This window comes from Lachnospira pectinoschiza (assembly GCF_900103815.1).
In the GTDB taxonomy this organism is placed as follows: domain Bacteria; phylum Bacillota; class Clostridia; order Lachnospirales; family Lachnospiraceae; genus Lachnospira; species Lachnospira pectinoschiza_B.
Map to the genome: position 1 here is coordinate 1 of NZ_FNHZ01000008.1, position 15,997 is coordinate 15,997.

At 37.8% G+C, this 15,997-nt stretch carries 13 protein-coding genes and 15 tRNA genes; 27 read left to right on the top strand and 1 reads right to left on the bottom strand.

All coding sequences use genetic code 11. The features are described from left to right. Positions 1-136: 136 nt before the first annotated feature. The 21 genes from BLQ66_RS10460 to BLQ66_RS10560 all read left to right on the top strand — a co-directional run bounded on the left by BLQ66_RS10460 (position 137) and on the right by BLQ66_RS10560 (position 8,016). A tRNA-Asn gene (locus tag BLQ66_RS10460) sits at positions 137-208 on the top strand. Between the two features lie 39 nt (positions 209-247). Beyond that, positions 248-319 (top strand) — tRNA-Glu (locus BLQ66_RS10465). Positions 320-348: 29 nt separating this feature from the next. Continuing rightward, positions 349-420: transfer RNA gene (locus BLQ66_RS10470), tRNA-Thr, on the top strand. Between the two features lie 7 nt (positions 421-427). Beyond that, positions 428-501 (top strand) — tRNA-Ile (locus tag BLQ66_RS10475). A gap of 33 nt (positions 502-534) precedes the next feature. Next, a tRNA-Asp gene (locus BLQ66_RS10480) sits at positions 535-608 on the top strand. Positions 609-648: 40 nt separating this feature from the next. Further along, positions 649-721 (top strand) — tRNA-Val (locus tag BLQ66_RS10485). 32 nt (positions 722-753) lie between these two features. Continuing rightward, positions 754-840, top strand: a tRNA-Leu gene (locus tag BLQ66_RS10490). A 29-nt stretch (positions 841-869) separates the two neighbouring features. Next, positions 870-943 (top strand) — tRNA-Arg (locus BLQ66_RS10495). Between the two features lie 268 nt (positions 944-1,211). Beyond that, the gene (locus BLQ66_RS10500) at positions 1,212-2,363 is read left to right on the top strand and encodes a THUMP domain-containing class I SAM-dependent RNA methyltransferase (RefSeq protein ID WP_074522115.1); all 1,152 of its coding nucleotides are present in this window, start codon (positions 1,212-1,214) and stop codon (positions 2,361-2,363) included. A gap of 122 nt (positions 2,364-2,485) precedes the next feature. Then, positions 2,486-3,073, top strand: coding sequence for an XTP/dITP diphosphatase (locus tag BLQ66_RS10505; protein WP_074522116.1), 588 nt, complete (start codon positions 2,486-2,488; stop codon positions 3,071-3,073). Beyond that, positions 3,066-3,557, top strand: a complete 492-nt coding sequence (locus tag BLQ66_RS10510) for a metallophosphoesterase family protein (protein WP_034246276.1) — start codon at positions 3,066-3,068, stop codon at positions 3,555-3,557. Before BLQ66_RS10505 ends, BLQ66_RS10510 begins: the two co-directional genes overlap by 8 nt. Before the next feature lie 222 nt (positions 3,558-3,779). Then, a tRNA-Pro gene (locus tag BLQ66_RS10515) sits at positions 3,780-3,854 on the top strand. An 18-nt stretch (positions 3,855-3,872) separates the two neighbouring features. Continuing rightward, a tRNA-Gly gene (locus tag BLQ66_RS10520) sits at positions 3,873-3,943 on the top strand. Positions 3,944-3,947: 4 nt separating this feature from the next. Continuing rightward, positions 3,948-4,021, top strand: a tRNA-Arg gene (locus tag BLQ66_RS10525). A 13-nt stretch (positions 4,022-4,034) separates the two neighbouring features. Then, a tRNA-His gene (locus BLQ66_RS10530) sits at positions 4,035-4,108 on the top strand. A gap of 109 nt (positions 4,109-4,217) precedes the next feature. Further along, positions 4,218-4,289: transfer RNA gene (locus BLQ66_RS10535), tRNA-Gln, on the top strand. A 30-nt stretch (positions 4,290-4,319) separates the two neighbouring features. Continuing rightward, positions 4,320-4,392, top strand: a tRNA-Lys gene (locus BLQ66_RS10540). Between the two features lie 191 nt (positions 4,393-4,583). Next, on the top strand, positions 4,584-5,417 hold the full coding sequence (locus BLQ66_RS10545) for an Mrp/NBP35 family ATP-binding protein (RefSeq protein ID WP_074522117.1): 834 nt from the start codon (positions 4,584-4,586) through the stop codon (positions 5,415-5,417). A gap of 107 nt (positions 5,418-5,524) precedes the next feature. Then, positions 5,525-6,853: a glycosyltransferase family protein gene (locus tag BLQ66_RS10550; protein ID WP_074522118.1), complete on the top strand. Its 1,329-nt coding sequence runs from the start codon at positions 5,525-5,527 to the stop codon at positions 6,851-6,853. Between the two features lie 36 nt (positions 6,854-6,889). After that, positions 6,890-6,971: transfer RNA gene (locus BLQ66_RS10555), tRNA-Leu, on the top strand. A gap of 160 nt (positions 6,972-7,131) precedes the next feature. After that, positions 7,132-8,016 (top strand): aldose 1-epimerase family protein, encoded by an 885-nt coding sequence (locus tag BLQ66_RS10560; protein ID WP_074522119.1) that lies wholly within the window; start codon positions 7,132-7,134, stop codon positions 8,014-8,016. Between the two features lie 3 nt (positions 8,017-8,019). On the opposite strand, the gene BLQ66_RS10565 is transcribed toward BLQ66_RS10560, so the two are convergent. After that, positions 8,020-9,171 (bottom strand): MFS transporter, encoded by a 1,152-nt coding sequence (locus BLQ66_RS10565; RefSeq protein ID WP_074522120.1) that lies wholly within the window; start codon positions 9,169-9,171, stop codon positions 8,020-8,022. Between the two features lie 303 nt (positions 9,172-9,474). On the opposite strand from BLQ66_RS10565, the gene BLQ66_RS12170 reads away from it, so the two are divergent. The 6 genes from BLQ66_RS12170 to BLQ66_RS10595 all read left to right on the top strand — a co-directional run bounded on the left by BLQ66_RS12170 (position 9,475) and on the right by BLQ66_RS10595 (position 15,764). Then, entirely contained in the window at positions 9,475-11,019 is a 1,545-nt protein-coding gene (locus tag BLQ66_RS12170) for a right-handed parallel beta-helix repeat-containing protein (RefSeq protein ID WP_242869347.1), read from the top strand. Positions 11,020-11,335: 316 nt separating this feature from the next. Then, a complete protein-coding gene (gene glnA / locus BLQ66_RS10575) occupies positions 11,336-12,670 on the top strand; it encodes a type I glutamate--ammonia ligase (RefSeq protein ID WP_074522121.1) in 1,335 nt (444 codons plus the stop codon). 14 nt (positions 12,671-12,684) lie between these two features. Then, positions 12,685-13,236, top strand: coding sequence for an ANTAR domain-containing response regulator (locus tag BLQ66_RS10580; protein ID WP_027431889.1), 552 nt, complete (start codon positions 12,685-12,687; stop codon positions 13,234-13,236). Positions 13,237-13,391: 155 nt separating this feature from the next. Continuing rightward, a complete protein-coding gene (dapF, locus tag BLQ66_RS10585; RefSeq protein ID WP_074522122.1) occupies positions 13,392-14,264 on the top strand; it encodes a diaminopimelate epimerase in 873 nt (290 codons plus the stop codon). A gap of 15 nt (positions 14,265-14,279) precedes the next feature. Next, entirely contained in the window at positions 14,280-14,912 is a 633-nt protein-coding gene (locus BLQ66_RS10590; protein WP_074522123.1) for a cyclodeaminase/cyclohydrolase family protein, read from the top strand. Positions 14,913-14,921: 9 nt separating this feature from the next. Beyond that, positions 14,922-15,764: a bifunctional 5,10-methylenetetrahydrofolate dehydrogenase/5,10-methenyltetrahydrofolate cyclohydrolase gene (locus BLQ66_RS10595; RefSeq protein WP_074522124.1), complete on the top strand. Its 843-nt coding sequence runs from the start codon at positions 14,922-14,924 to the stop codon at positions 15,762-15,764. The last annotated feature ends 233 nt before the right edge of the window (positions 15,765-15,997 follow it).

Below are 15,997 nucleotides of genomic sequence, written 5' to 3' on the forward strand. Positions count from 1 at the left end.
AGGTTAAGGTTTGGATAGAGAGTGAGAAATCACTGAACAATACGAGGGTTATTCTTTAAGGATAATCAAACGGATGGTATATTTAATGTGCAGTTTTGAAAGAGCAATCTTTCAGGCATTATCGATAAGATAATATTCCTCGATAGCTCAATGGTAGAGCACTCGGCTGTTAACCGAGTTGTTGTAGGTTCGAGCCCTACTCGGGGAGCTGTGATAGGAATATCACTATTTGTATGAATACAAATAAGGCGCCATGGTCAAGCGGTTAAGACACCACCCTTTCACGGTGGTATCAGGGGTTCAAATCCCCTTGGCGTCATAGAGTAGAGCAAATGTGTAGATTTTCATGCCGACATGGCTCAATGGCAGAGCAGCTGATTTGTAATCAGCAGGTTGTTGGTTCGACTCCGACTGTCGGCTCTTATTTGGACCTTTAGCTCAGTTGGTTAGAGCAACCGGCTCATAACCGGTCGGTCCTGGGTTCGAGTCCCCGAAGGTCCATTTGTTCTACTCGTTTTTTTCAAAAATTATTATGGCCTGGTGGCTCAGCTGGTTAGAGCGCCGCCCTGTCACGGCGGAGGTCGTGGGTTCGAACCCCATCCGGGTCGTTTACAATTTAATATTGTAAAGTAAACAATGTTTACATATGGGGTCTTAGCTCAGCTGGGAGAGCATCTGCCTTACAAGCAGAGGGTCACAGGTTCGAGCCCTGTAGGCCCCATTTAAGTCTTAAAAGGGCTAAAAACCACACATGCCGGTGTGGCGGAACTGGCAGACGCACAGGACTTAAAATCCTGCGGGACTTATACTCCCATACGGGTTCGATTCCCGTTGCCGGCACTTAAACATCTTTGATGTTTACTTTATATGTACGTGTAGCTCAGCTGGATAGAGCGTCTGGCTACGGACCAGAAGGTCGCGAGTTCGAATCTTGTCACGTACATTGACCTTGCAAACTTTCTTTGCAAGGTTTTTTTATTATTATGAATTATACAAATTCTTACATTTTAATACAAATTCCAAACATAAACTAGTTAAGACCTAGAGCTATTAGCATGATTATACATGTTAGTAAAATCTAGATAATCTAGCATTGGACTTTAGTAAAATTGACATTGAATTCCATAGGAATTAATATAAGTGTATGTGCATTTAAAAATAAAAGCACAGTGTATATGTATAATTCACTAAGAAATATTTTGGAGTAAGTTATGAATACATTTGAATTGATTGCGCCATGTCACTTTGGACTTGAGGCGGTATTAAAAAGAGAAATATACGATTTAGGTTATGACATCTCAAAGGTTGAAGATGGTAAGGTAACCTTTATTGGCGATGCTGAAGCTATTGCTAGAGCTAATATTAATCTTAGAACAACTGAGAGAATTCTTCTTAAGGTAGGCCAGTTTAAGGCTACTACATTTACAGAATTATTCGATCAGACAAAGGAATTACCATGGGAAGAGTTTATTCCTAAGAATGGTAAATTCTGGGTAACAAAGGCTAATTCAGTTAACAGTAAGCTCTTTAGTAGCTCAGATATTCAGTCCATCGTTAAAAAGGCTATTGTAGACCGTTTAAAGGACAAATATAGCGTTAATTGGTTTGATGAAGATGGCGAGAGCTATCCAATTAGAGTAACAATTATGAAGGACATGGTAACACTTGCATTAGATACAACAGGTGTTTCTCTTCATAAGAGAGGCTATCGTCCGGTTGCTGGTAAAGCTCCTATTTCAGAGACACTTGCAGCTGCGTTAATTATGTTAACTCCATGGAAGAAGGATAGAATTTTAGTTGATCCATTCTGCGGTAGTGGTACATTTGCAATAGAAGCAGCTATGATGGCGGCTAATATTGCTCCCGGTGTAGAGAGAAACTTCCAGGCTGAGAAGTGGACTAACTTCATTGATAAGTCCCTTTGGAAGGATGCTAGAGAAGAGGCAAGAGACCTTGAAGAATTAGATGTTGAGACTGAAATTCAGGCTTATGACATTGATGAAGAGGTAATTAAGAAGGCGAGAATCAACGCTAAAAGAGCAGGCGTTGACCATTTGATACATTTTCAAAATCGAGGCGTGGAGGAGTTAAGCCACCACAAGAAGTACGGCTTTATCATTACTAATCCACCTTATGGCGAGCGATTAGAGGATAAGGAGACACTTCCTAAGATTTACTCTGATTTTGGACGTCAGGCAGCATTACTCGATACTTGGTCAGTTTACATGATCACATCTTACGAGGATGCGCAGAAATATTATGGCAAGAAGGCAGATAAGAATAGAAAAATCTATAACGGTATGTTAAAGACTTATTTTTACTCATATATCGGACCAAAGCCACCAAAAAAGACAGATAAATAACTATAGTATGAGTATATTTACAATACTTGTATCATCTATCTGACGAGTACAAAAAATAAATATCTTTCTGAGTGCAACTGCAAATAATAAATTGCACTCAAAATAAATTAGGGGAGGCAAAAATGTCAGAAATTATATTAGCTTCTAACAACAAAGATAAGGTAAAAGAAGTAAAGCAGATTCTATGCGACTACGACATCGTTTCACTTAAAGATGCCGGAATTGATGTGGATGTTGAGGAAAATGGCACTACATTTGAAGAAAACGCACTTATAAAGGCAAGAGCTATTGCTAAGATTACAGGAAAGATGACAATGGCAGATGACTCTGGACTTGAAATTGACTATTTAGATAAGGCTCCAGGAGTATATTCAGCAAGATTTATGGGCCATGACACAAGTTATGACATTAAAAATAAGGCTTTAATTGAGAAGTTAGAGGGCGTTGAAGGACAGGATAGATCATGCCGTTTCGTATGCGCTATTGCAGTAGTTTTCCCAGACGGTAGAGAATTAGTAAAGAGAGGCACAATGGAAGGCCTTTTAGCTAAGGAAATATCAGGGGAGAATGGATTTGGTTATGATCCAATCGTATTTTTACCAGAATATGGTAAGACATCAGCTTCTCTAAGCCCAGAGGAGAAGAACAAGATCAGTCACAGAGGTAAGGCATTAGCACTAATTAAAGAGGAGCTTAAGAATTATGCATAGAATTATGATTGTAAGTGATACTCATCGAAAAGAGGCTAATTTAGCCCAGGCGCTTCATAATGAGGGTCAAATCGATAAGTTGATACATTTAGGGGATTTTGAAGGCGAAGAGGACGTTATAGAGGCTATGGCAGGCTGCGAGACTATCATGGTGCCAGGAAATAACGATTTTAGTTCTAATATGCCTGCAGAACAGGAAATAACTATTGCTGGCAAGAAGATTTTACTTACACATGGACACTATTATTATGTTTCTCTTGATTTGCAGACTCTAAGAGAGGAATGTAAGGCTAGAGATATAGATATTGTCATGTTTGGACATACTCATAGACCACTTATCCAGGAGGAGAAGGATATTACCTTTATTAACCCTGGAAGTATTAGTTATCCTCGTCAAGAGAGCAGAAAATGCACCTATATTATGATGGAATTCGAAGATTTTGAAAAAAATTGCAAAATAGACTTTACAATTAAGGAAATATAGTGTATAGTTAGTAACTGTTGTGACTGCCACGACAAAGCGGCCGGGAGGCAAGCATCTGGTATAGTTACAACAGTTTGAGAATACAGATTCCATCAGTGTTTGAAGGCAATCGAGCTTCTCAAAAAGAGTTGAAAAAAGTCAAAAAAACACTTGACAATAACAACTCACTGATGTAAAATACATCTTGTTGTTGCGACACATCAACAACAAAGACAAACACCTCGGGGTGTGGCTCAGCTTGGCTAGAGCGCTTGATTTGGGATCAAGAGGTCGCAGGTTCGAATCCTGTCACCCCGACTTACAACTAAATAATCTGCGGGTGTAGTTCAATGGTAGAACACTAGCCTTCCAAGCTAGATACGTGGGTTCGATTCCCATCACCCGCTTCGTGTGTCCGTAGCTCAGTTGGATAGAGCAACGGCCTTCTAAGCCGTGGGTCGAGGGTTCGAATCCCCCCGGGCACACTATTTTTTTATGGTGGGTATAGCACAGCTGGTCAGCGCGTCAGATTGTGGCTCTGAAGGTCCAGGGTTCGAATCCCTGTACCCACCCTTTTTTTATTTAAGGGACTTGATAACGCTTGTTATTTCGGGGGATTATTTAGTTTGACGATATACGCGGAAGCGGATGATATATACTAAACTGATTATTCAGTTATATTGGGCTATCGCCAAGCGGTAAGGCACAGGGTTTTGATCCCTGCATTCGCTGGTTCGAATCCAGCTAGCCCAGTTGGATTAGCGATAATCCTGAAATCACTTTGGGTTCATAGCTCAGTTGGTAGAGCACTAGACTTTTAATCTAGGTGTCGCGGGTTCGATCCCCGCTGGACTCATATTTAAAGCCAGAAGATTTAATCTTCTGGCTTTTTTGTTACCCTTTTTTAAAGACACATCAGTTAACATATCATTTATTTAAATGTCAATTTACCTACACTTTTCTTGCTTTTATAAGAGTACACATTTCCATTATTCTAATCTATGTTGTATAATATCAATTGAGTAAAAAATTTCGGAGGAAGACTCGATGAGCGAAGAATACAGAAATGAAACAAATAACGCTAAGTCTATTAGCGACTTAAAGCCACCAGTTAAGGAAGAGCCAAAGAAGGCTAACAATTATGATGGTGTTAAGAAAGTAATTGCAGTAGTTAGTGGTAAGGGTGGCGTTGGTAAGTCCCTTGTTACTTCTATGCTTTCAGTAAAGTCAAGACAGGCTGGCTTAAGCACAGCTATTTTAGATGCTGATATTACAGGCCCTTCAATTCCAAGATCTTTTGGTGTTAAGGATAGAGCTATGACAGATGAGGCTGGTACAGTTATTTACCCAGCTATTACAAGTACAGGTATTAAGATGATGTCTCTTAACCTTTTAATGGATAATGAGACAGATCCAGTTATTTGGAGAGGTCCAGTTATTGCTAATGCAGTAAAGCAGTTCTGGGAAGAGGTTTTATGGGAAGACGTTGACTTAATGTTTGTGGATTGTCCTCCAGGAACAGGTGACGTTCCACTTACAATTTTCCAGACATTACCAGTTGCAGGTATCGTAGTTGTTACATCACCTCAGGATTTAGTTTCTATGATTGTTGAGAAGGCTGTTAAGATGGCTAAGATGATGAAGGTTCCAGTGCTTGGTATTGTTGAAAATATGTCATATTTTGAATGCCCTGACTGCGGCAAGAAGCATTACATCTATGGTGAAAGCCATATCGATGAAATCGCAAAGGATCTTGATATTAAGACAGTTGCAAAGCTTCCAATTAAGCCAGAAGTTGCAGCAATGGTTGATTCAGGTAGAGCAGAAGATATTGATGTATCTGCCCTTGATGATATTTTCGAGGCAATTAAAGAAGCATAAAAATTAGAAAGAATCTAAATAGAAAAATGTAATTATAGATTATCTAAATATAGATAATTTAATTAGTTATATACATAAGCATGTAATTAGTGATTTTGGGGGATAGCATGAAATTAATTATGTTTATGGGTGGAGTTGAAACTCTAGAATATTTTTCAATGGAGATAGCAAGATATTTAGAAGAAAAAGGCTATGAAATCTTTTGGTATAATCTTTTGGTCGGAGCAAGCGAAGTCTCTAGGCTAAAGGGATTTTTTGATGCCAATAAAAGTGAGGATTTCATAGCCTTTACTTTTAATCATGAGGGAATTGCTGGGGAAGAAGGCTTGTATTTTCTTGATAGTGAATCGGTGGAGGATACTGAAACTGTGTGTGGGAAAGTAGATTGTAAGAACGGCTTAAACAGCCCGAAGCTAGTTTCAACCACTAAGCTAACTAATATCTGGGATAATTACCATGTTAAGGTTATTAACATGGTGGTAGATCACCCACTTTACTATCACAAGTATCATAAGTACTTACCAAAGAACTATCATCAGATAAATATTGATAAAAATCATTTTGAATATATGCGACATTTTTATCCTGAAATTAAGAATGTTAGTTTTCTTATGACGGCAGGAATGGAGCTAAATAAAGATAGGGATATTTTGCCGGATAGGCCTTATTTATTCATGGATGAGAGAAAATATGACATTGTCTTTACAGGCAACTTCACTCCGAAATACATATTGCAAAAGTCTATTGAAAAAATGGGACAAGACTACATAGACTTTTACGAGAGTGTTCTAACGAGAATGATAAAGGAACCAAAAGAAACAATTGAAAAAATCGGACAAGAGGCCTTAATTAAGGATATAGAAGGCATAACAGAGGCAGAGATAAGAGAGGCTATGCAGACTATGTCCTATGTGGATTTGGCGGTGCGTTTTCACTATAGGGAGCTAATGATACGGGCGCTAACAGACCTTGGTTTTAGGCTTACAGTTGTGGGGGAGGGCTTTGAGTATATGAAGCTAAAGCATCCTGAGAATTTAAACATGCTTGGCGGTGGTAATACGAAGAAGTGTCTTGATAGCATAAGTCAGGCAAAGATTTCCCTAAATGTCATGCCTTGGTTTAAGGCGGGGGCTCATGATAGGATTTTTACATCTATGCTTAATGGGGCAGTGCTACTTACAGATAGCAGCACATTTTTAGATAAGGAAATTCTAACGGAGGAGAACTGCATAAGATATAGCCTTGAGCTTTTAAGAGACTATGAGGCATCAGGCTTTGATTTAGGCCTAATAGAGGATTTTGGGTCGAAATTAAGGAATTTGCTAGAGGATAAGGAAAAGCTTTCTAAAATGGCAAATAGCGCCTACATTTTTGCAAAAAACGGACACACATGGGAAGATAGAGCAAAGATAATAGAAAAGCTTTTTTTCACTTGACGTACGCTTAAAAACATGATAATATATTGAATGTTCGCGGATATGGCGGAACTGGCAGACGCGCTAGATTTAGGTTCTAGTGGGGTACCCCGTGCAGGTTCGATTCCTGTTATCCGCATAGATTTAAGAGAGTCTTTTAAAGGCTCTCTTTTTGTTTTACTTAAGAATCTAGACTTGGCTTTATTGAAAATAATAGGGACTTTGTTTATAATTAAACAATGTCCCAATATATCGATGAACATTGGAAATAAAAAGATGATTTGAATTGGAGGTTTAATATGGAGTTTTTTATAGAAAATGATGAATTAAAGCTTACAGTTAATTCAAAGGGCTGTGAGATTAAATCAGTTAAGTCTGTTAAGACAGGGGAAGAATATATGTGGTCGGCTAATCCAGAGGCTTGGAAGAGAACTGCCCCAATACTTTTCCCTATTGTAGGTAAATATGCTGATAATGAAAGCATTTACGAGGGCAAGACTTATACTATGACTCAGCACGGTTTTGCAAGAGATAAGGAATTTACACTTGTGGAAAATGCTAATCAGAAGCTTGTAATGAAGTTAGAGTCGAATGAGGAAACTAAGGCTAAGTATCCTTTTGATTTTGAGCTTTATGTGGAATATGATTTGTGTGAAAATGCAGTTACAAAGAAGATTAAGGTTGTAAATAAGGATACTAAGACAATGTATTTTAGCCTTGGTGGTCACCCAGCTTTTGTTTGCCCAGAATTAAAGGAATCTCAGGCAGGGGTGAAGATTTGTTTTGAGAAGATAGCAGATGAAACTAAGGGAATTAGCTATAAGTTATTAAGCGAGAATGGCTTATTAGTTGACGAGGAATATAAGCTTCCTTTAAATGAGAATAGGGAATTTGAAATTGATAAGACTTTCTTTGATAAGGATGCTTTAATCCTTGAGAATAAGCAGGCTAGCAAGATTTCTCTTGATTATAAGGGCAGAAAGTACGTAACCGTAGAGTTTGATGCCCCAGTATTTGGCCTATGGTCAGCAGCAAAGAAAGACGTTCCATTTATTTGTATTGAGCCTTGGTATGGTAGAACAGATAAAGAAGGCTTTAATAAAGACTTAACTAAGCGTGAATGGGGCAATGAACTCGCAGTAGGACAGGAGTTTAATGCAAGCTATAAAGTAAACTTTAATTAGAGTTTAAGTGAGTTTCTTAGTAATTCTAATTAAGATAAGTAAGGCTATTAGTGATATTAGGAAAAATGCAGCAAGAACCAGAATAGCAACTCTTAGGTTATACTGCCCACCGACAAAGCCTGTAAGGGCTGTAAAACAGACGCCACCAATTCCTGTGGCGGTTGTTATCATTCCTGTGGCTGTGGCCTTTTTTGAGCCAGCTAACGGCATGGCTATATTTAAGACACTAGGATAGATTGCGCCTGAGGCAAAGCCTAGTGGTATGCACAAAAGTAAGATTCCAATAGGGTTAATTAGGTTGGTTATTAGTAAAATTATGCTTGGAATGGAAATTATACAGATAAGTAAAATTATTTTTGAATATTTTCCAAGGTAACCAACTAATACTCTTGCAGGAATCATAATAATCCAGAATAAACTTAAAGCGTATTTGCCTAGGTTAGAGTTTAATTCCTGGGCAAATAGGCTATCTATAAAGAAAGCGAATCCATTTTCAAAACCAACATAGATACACATAATAATACATAGACATATAATGGCCAAAATAATGAAGTTTCCGCTAGTTTCCCCTTCTAAATCCGGATTAACGACTGTTTCCTTTTGGTAGTTATTAGACTTAGTTAGTCCTAAAAATGCAAAAACTGAGGCAAGGGCAATAAGAAGGAATAAGGTTTTCCAGCTTAGTCCAATTTTTAAATAAGCACTAACAATTAAAGGTGCAATGAAAGCGCCAAGGGCATACATAGAGGTTAAAAAGCCGATTTTTTGGTTATAGGATAGGGGATAGGAATCTGCAAGGGCAGCAATAGTAATAAACTGAAGGGCGCTTGTACTAAGGCCAAGAAAGAAAACTCCAGCTATAAATACGACTTTTAGATTAATTAAAGTGATTAAGCTAGCTGCTAGAATTTGAATAAAAAGGATTATTTTAAGGCAGTTGATTTTGTTGTTTCTATCAGCCCAAGCACCTAAAAATATAGGCGCAAGCATAGTGGCAAAAAGCTCAACTGAGGCAAAAAGTCCCTTAGAGGTATTAGAAAGATCGTAATCTTTGCCTATATTTAATAAGCTTGCTTGATATCCTCCAGCCTCAAAACCGTTTATAAGTATAATTAAAAAGAAGGCTAGCCATAAGAAATCACGTTTTTTAATCATTAAAATTCCCCCTAATCTAAATGAATCCCCTAATTTCATTTCCCTATTTTTATTCCTATAAATGTTCCATATAGTAATAATATACTATTATAGATAATTATACTATATTAATAAAAGATAAAAATGAAGAATAAGTCCTATAGACAAAACATATAATTATGCTTTTTGCACAAATAAAATGTGAAAATTTTGTGAATTATCGTGACTATTAAACAGAACATATTTGTGCTAAATTAACCTATGTTCACTACTAATAGCGAAGGTTTAAAGTAGCATTAATAAGGCGTTTTGGGAGGTATTAATATGAGAAAGGCAAGAAGATTTTTATCACTTGTTTTAGCGCTTGTTTTAGTTACAGGAGCAAGCTTAATGTTGATGGTATCTAATGTTTCTGCAGCATCAACATCATGGAACTTTAAGAATAGTTCATTTAAGAATCTTGGAACAATTAAGAGTACAGTGTCAGTTGATGGACTTACACTTATTGCAACAAGTTCTAAGACAATGTCTGTAAAGAAAGAAAATGTAACAGTTAACGGTACAGCATATACACATTGCCTAGCACTAGGGGGAACTGGCGATAAGTATGGTCGTGCTGTAAAGGTTCCAGTAACAAAGAACAGCACAATTAAAGTAGTTCTTAGAAGTAGCGGAAGCTCAACAAGAACTCTTACAGTTGCTAATTCTAATGGCAATACAATAAGCACAATGTCAGCTGCTTCAACAGCTAGCCAGCAGACATATACATATACAGGTGCTGATGGTTACATTTATCTTTATTCTAAGAACAGCGGAATCAATATCTACAAGATTCAGGTAGACCAGGCATCAGGTTCATCAAGCTCAGGTTCATCAAGCTCTGGATCATCTAGTTCAGGTTCTTCTAGCTCATCTGGTTCAAGCTCATCAAGCTCAAGTTCTAGCTCATCTACAACAGGCAGCACAATAACTGTTAAGAACGGTGGAACAAGCTTAGAGTCAGCTATTAAGAGCGCTAAGAAGGGTACAACAATTGTTATCGATGGTACAGTTAAGTCAGGTGCAATCACACTTCCAGCTGGTGTTAACATCTCTGGTAAGAACAATGCAACAATCGACTTCTCAAGCACATCAGGTTCATCTGGTCGTGGTATCACAATCAATGGTAGCGGTAGTACAATTGAAAATGTAACAATTAAGAACGCTGCTGATAATGGTATTTACATTACAGGTTCTAATAACATTTTCAAATATGTAACAACATGCTACAACGATGATGCTGGTGTTCAGGTATCAAACGGTGGTGCTTACAACAAGTTCTACAACTGTAACTCACATCACAATGCAGATGCAAAGGGTGAGAACGCTGATGGATTTGCTGTAAAGCTTCATTCAGGTGAAGGTAATTACTTTGAAAATTGTATCGCTGAATACAATTCAGATGATGGTTGGGATTGCTACGCAGCTCATGGTGCAGTTCAGTTCAAGAATTGCCAGGCTAACTACAACGGTTACTGTGATGGTATTTACGGTGATGGTAATGGTTTCAAGCTTGGTGGTGTTGATAACAAGACTGAAGGCAAGGCAGCACATTTAGACCCACTAAATCACTACCTTGAAGGTTGTAAGGCAATCGGTAACTACGCAGCTGGTTTTGATAGAAACAACCAGAACGGTGTTGTTACAATGAAGAATTGCTACGCAGAAGCTAACAAGAAGTACAACTACAACTGGCCATTAAAGGGCAAGCCATCTGCACTTGGTTATGAAGTAACATTTGGCAAGGCTATTATCCAGGATTGTACATCTAAGAATGGTAAGAATAAGATCGATGGTGCAACACTTAAGGGAAATTGCATCGGATTTTAAGATACATAAAAATTGTCTATAGTTAAATAAGATAAAAGCGAATTATAATGCTACTTTGGCGCCGTGAGAGAAATCTTGCGGCGCATTTCTTATTATGGGATTTTGAGGGCTTTGCGGCGCATTTCTTATTTTAGGACCACAATACATTGTAAAGCGGGGGATTGCTTACACTGCGTTCAAACCTTACAAACTAGTCCTAGATAGGGGAAAATTCCTAAATTTAGAAAGTTAAATAGTATATACAAGAAATGAATAAATGATGTATATTAATATATGTGTGTATTAAAATTTAAGCTTTTTAAAGGAGGATGAATACATGAGTAAATATACCAGAGAAGATATATTTAGAATGGTAGAAGAAGAGGACGTTGAATTTATTAGATTGCAGTTTACAGACATTTTTGGTGCTTTGAAAAATGTAGCAATCACCTCAAGTCAGTTAGAGAAGGCTCTAGACAATCAATGCATGTTTGATGGTTCTTCAGTAGAAGGCTTTGTAAGAATAGAAGAATCGGATATGTTTTTACATCCAGATTATGACACATTTGAAATATTCCCATGGAGACCACAGCAGGGTAAGGTTGCCCGTTTGATTTGTGATGTCTATATGCCGGATGGAACACCATTTGAGGGAAATGTGCGTTACGTACTAGAGAAGGTAATTAAAGAGGCTGACGAAATGGGACTTAAGTTTGATGTAGGTCCTGAGCTTGAATTCTTTCTTTTCCAGACAGACGAGGACGGAAACCCTATTATTAATAATTACGAGAGAGCCAGCTATTTTGATATCGGTCCTACAGATTTAGGGGAAAATGTTAGACGAGATATGGTACTTAATCTAGAAGAGATGGGCTTTGAGATTGAGGCCTCACATCATGAAATAGCTCCAGCTCAGCACGAGATAGATTTTAAATATGATGAAGCCCTAAAGACAGCAGATGCTATTATGACTTTTAAGCTAGCAGTTAAGACAATTGCTAGAAGACATGGACTTTATGCAACCTTTATGCCAAAGCCACAGGAAGGAATCAATGGTTCAGGAATGCATATTAATATGTCCCTTGCTACAAAGGATGGCAAGAACATTTTTGCAGATGATACTGATTCTAATGGCTTATCAAAGGAAGCCTATCACTTTATTGCAGGTATTTTAAAGCATGCAAAGGGAATGGCAGCTATTACCAATCCTATAGTTAATTCCTATAAGAGATTAGTGCCAGGTTATGAGGCACCAGTTTATATTGCTTGGTCTTCAACTAATAGAAGTCCACTTATTAGAATTCCTGCAGTTAATGGAAGCGGCACAAGAGTTGAGCTTAGAAACCCAGATCCAGCAGCTAATCCATATCTTGTAATTGCTTGTTGCCTTGCAGCAGGACTTGATGGAATCAAGAATAAGCTAGAGGTTCCAAAGGGGGTTGGTAGAAACCTTTACGAGATGACAGAAGAAGAAAGAGCTAAGGAAGGCATTGATGAGCTTCCTGAAAATCTTTACGAAGCCCTTAAGTGCTTAAAGGAAGATAAGTTTATTTGTGGCGTTTTAGGTGAGCATATCACTAATAAATATATTGAAGCAAAATTATCAGAATGGAAGGCCTACAAGGAACAAGTTACTAAGTGGGAAGTTGATGAGTACCTTTATAAATACTAATTAAAGGAGAGTATATGGCTACAATAATAGTTGCATTTCCTAAGTTGGAAGAAGCAAGAGCCATCAGAAATCTTTTAATCAGAAAGGGTTTTGATGTAGCAATGCCCCTAACTAGTGGAGCCCAGGTTATAAACCAGGCGGACTCCCTTGCTAGCGGTATTATAGTGTGTGGTTATAAATTATCAGATAATATGGTCTATACAGACCTAAACGAATATAAGCCCAAAAGTTTTGAGATGCTACTTGTAACCTCTCAGAACCGATGGGAAGAATGCAGAGATAATAATATAGTCTGTCTTGGCACTCCTCTTAAGGCCAACGAACTAGTATCAACACTTGAGATGATGATACAGTCCCAGATTCGAACTAGAAAAAAGAAGAGGAGCACACCTACAAAACGTTCACCTGAGGAACAAAGAATAATTGATGATGCTAAGCATCTTCTAATGGAAAGAAATAATATGTCGGAACCAGAGGCATTTAGATATATACAAAAGTGTAGTATGGACAGTGGCAATTCTATGGTGGAATCCGCGAGAATGGTTATTGGTTTATATGAGGAATAGCAAAAGAATTTAGCTTGTTAAAGTATGGGCTAATTGATACAATAATTAGGGTTTAGCATTTTCTAAACCCAAGATATGTAGTAGGAAAATGTTTCTAGGTCGTTTTTTTACAAAAGGCCAAAAGATACATTTTCATAAAAAGAAAGAGGTAGTGTATGAAGTTTACAAAAATGCATGGTATAGGTAATGATTACGTTTACGTTGATTGCACAAAGACTGAGCTTAAGAACGCTAGTGAAATTGCAATTAAGGTAAGTGATAGACATTTTGGAATCGGTTCAGATGGACTTATTCTTATAAAGAAGTCAGATAAGGCTGATTTTTATATGGAAATGTATAACGCAGACGGTTCACAGGGCAAGATGTGCGGTAACGGCATTAGATGTGTGGCAAAGTATGTTTGCGATAATAAGCTTACTGACAAGGATGAGTTTACAGTAGAGACTCTATCAGGAATTAAGATTTTAAAGGTTACTAAGGACGAGAAGGGATTAGTTAGCCTTGTTAAGGTAGATATGGGTGCCCCAATTCTTGAGGCAGCAGACATTCCTGTAGATGTTACTAATCTTAAGAACTACTCTAATAGAGAAGATAAGAAAGTTATTGATGAGACAATTGAAGTGGATGGTAAGGAATACAAGGTAACTTGCGTATCTATGGGTAACCCACATGCCATAGTTTTCATTGATAACACAATTGATATTAAGGATTTCCCTCTTGAAAAAATCGGACCTAAGTTTGAATGTCATCCTGCATTCCCAGAAAAGGTTAACACAGAATTTATTCAGGTAGTGGATAATAAGAATTTAAATATGAGAGTTTGGGAGAGAGGTTCAGGCGAGACACTTGCTTGTGGAACAGGCGCTTGCGCTAGCTTAGTAGCTACTCACTTAAACGGTTTATGCGATAGTAATGCAACTCTTCACTTACTTGGTGGTGATCTTAACATCACATGGGATAAGGAAGAGAACACAATTATTATGCAGGGCCCTGCAACAACTGTATTTACTGGAGAAATTGAGGTCTAAGAAAGGGATAATAATATGGAAATGCAAACTATGGTTATAGATGACTTTATAAAGGAGCTATCTTCAAAGGCTTCCGTGCCAGGAGGAGGCGGAGCTTCAGGACTTGTGGCAGCTATTGGTATGAGTCTTGGAAACATGGTTTTAGCCTTAACTGATGGCAAGAAGAAGTATGCCCAGTATCAGGAAGAAGTAGAAGCGACTATTAAGGAAGCAGATGCACTAACTAAAGAGCTTCTTCTTTGTATGGATAAGGATGCTAAAGCCTTTGAACCTCTATCAAAGGCTTATGGTCTTAAGAAAGATACTCCAGAAGAGATAGAACATAGAGATAAGGTCATGGCAGAAGCCCTATTAGTTGCGACAAATGCACCCCTTGATATGATGGAACTTATATTAAAGGCCATTAAGATGATTGAGCGAATTGCAGTAATTGGCTCTCGTCTAGCACTTAGTGACGCTGGCGTTGGTATTGCCATGTGTAAGGCAGCAATGGAAGGTGCATCTTTAAATGTATTCATTAACACTAAGTTAATGAAGGATAGAGAACTTGCTAAGTCACTTGATGCTAAGGCAGAAGGCTATTTAAAGGAAGCAAGAGAAATCGCTGATAAGACATTTGAAGAAGTGGTTAAGGCAATTAAGGGTTAGGAGATAGTTATGCAGGAATTAAGAGGAATTAATGTAGCTAATGCTATTAATGAGAAGATTTTAGAAGATGTTAAGGGCTTAAAGGGAGCAATCCCACACCTTGCAATTATTAGAGTTGGTGAGCGTCCAGATGATATGTCTTATGAGAGAGGCGCTACAAAGAAGATGGATAAGTTAGGCTTTAGAGTAACATCTTTTGTTTATCCGAATGAAATTACTAACGAAGAATTTCAGAAGGAATTTGATAAGATAAATGAAGACGAAGATATTGATGGCATCTTACTTCTTCGTCCCCTTCCAAAGCATTTAGATGAGAAGGCTATTGAGAATAAGATCAATCAGATGAAGGATTTAGATGGTATTTCTCCAGCAAACCTAGCTAAGGTATTTGCAGGAGATGACACAGGAATGGCTCCATGTACAGCAGAGGCAGTAGTTGAGATGCTTGACTTTGCAGGCGTTGACTTAAAGGGTAAGAAGGTCACTATTATAGGAAGAAGCCTTGTAATTGGTAAGCCTGTGGCAATGCTTTTGCTTAAGAAAAATGCAACAATTACCATGACTCATACAAAGACCGTAGACATGCCAAAGACTTGTAGAGACGCTGAAGTCTTAGTGGCAGCAGCGGGTGTAGCTCGTATGGTAGATGAAAGCTATGTTGGAGATGGCGCTGTAGTTATTGATGTTGGTATCAATGTGGATAGCGAAGGCAATTTGTGTGGTGATGTGGATTTTGATAAGGTTAAGGAAAAGGCTTCAATCCTTACACCAGTGCCAGGTGGCGTAGGTTCAGTTACAACATCTGTACTTGCAAAGCATTTGTTAAAGGGTGCTTTCTTAAGAAGAGGCTAAATATATTAATAAAAGGGAATTGTTTCACATTGTGGACAATCCCCTTTTTTTAGTTTAAAATTATATTAAGAAAATTCGTGAAAAACTAAATAGCTAATAATTCATAGTATCTAATAGTGTGAAAATTTTTTTGAAAAAATTTACGTTTTCTTCTAAAGATTTTTATTTAAAACACCGATATAGTACATAGATGATTAGTATAGTTGCGTGAAAAATATCTAGTATGGGGACAA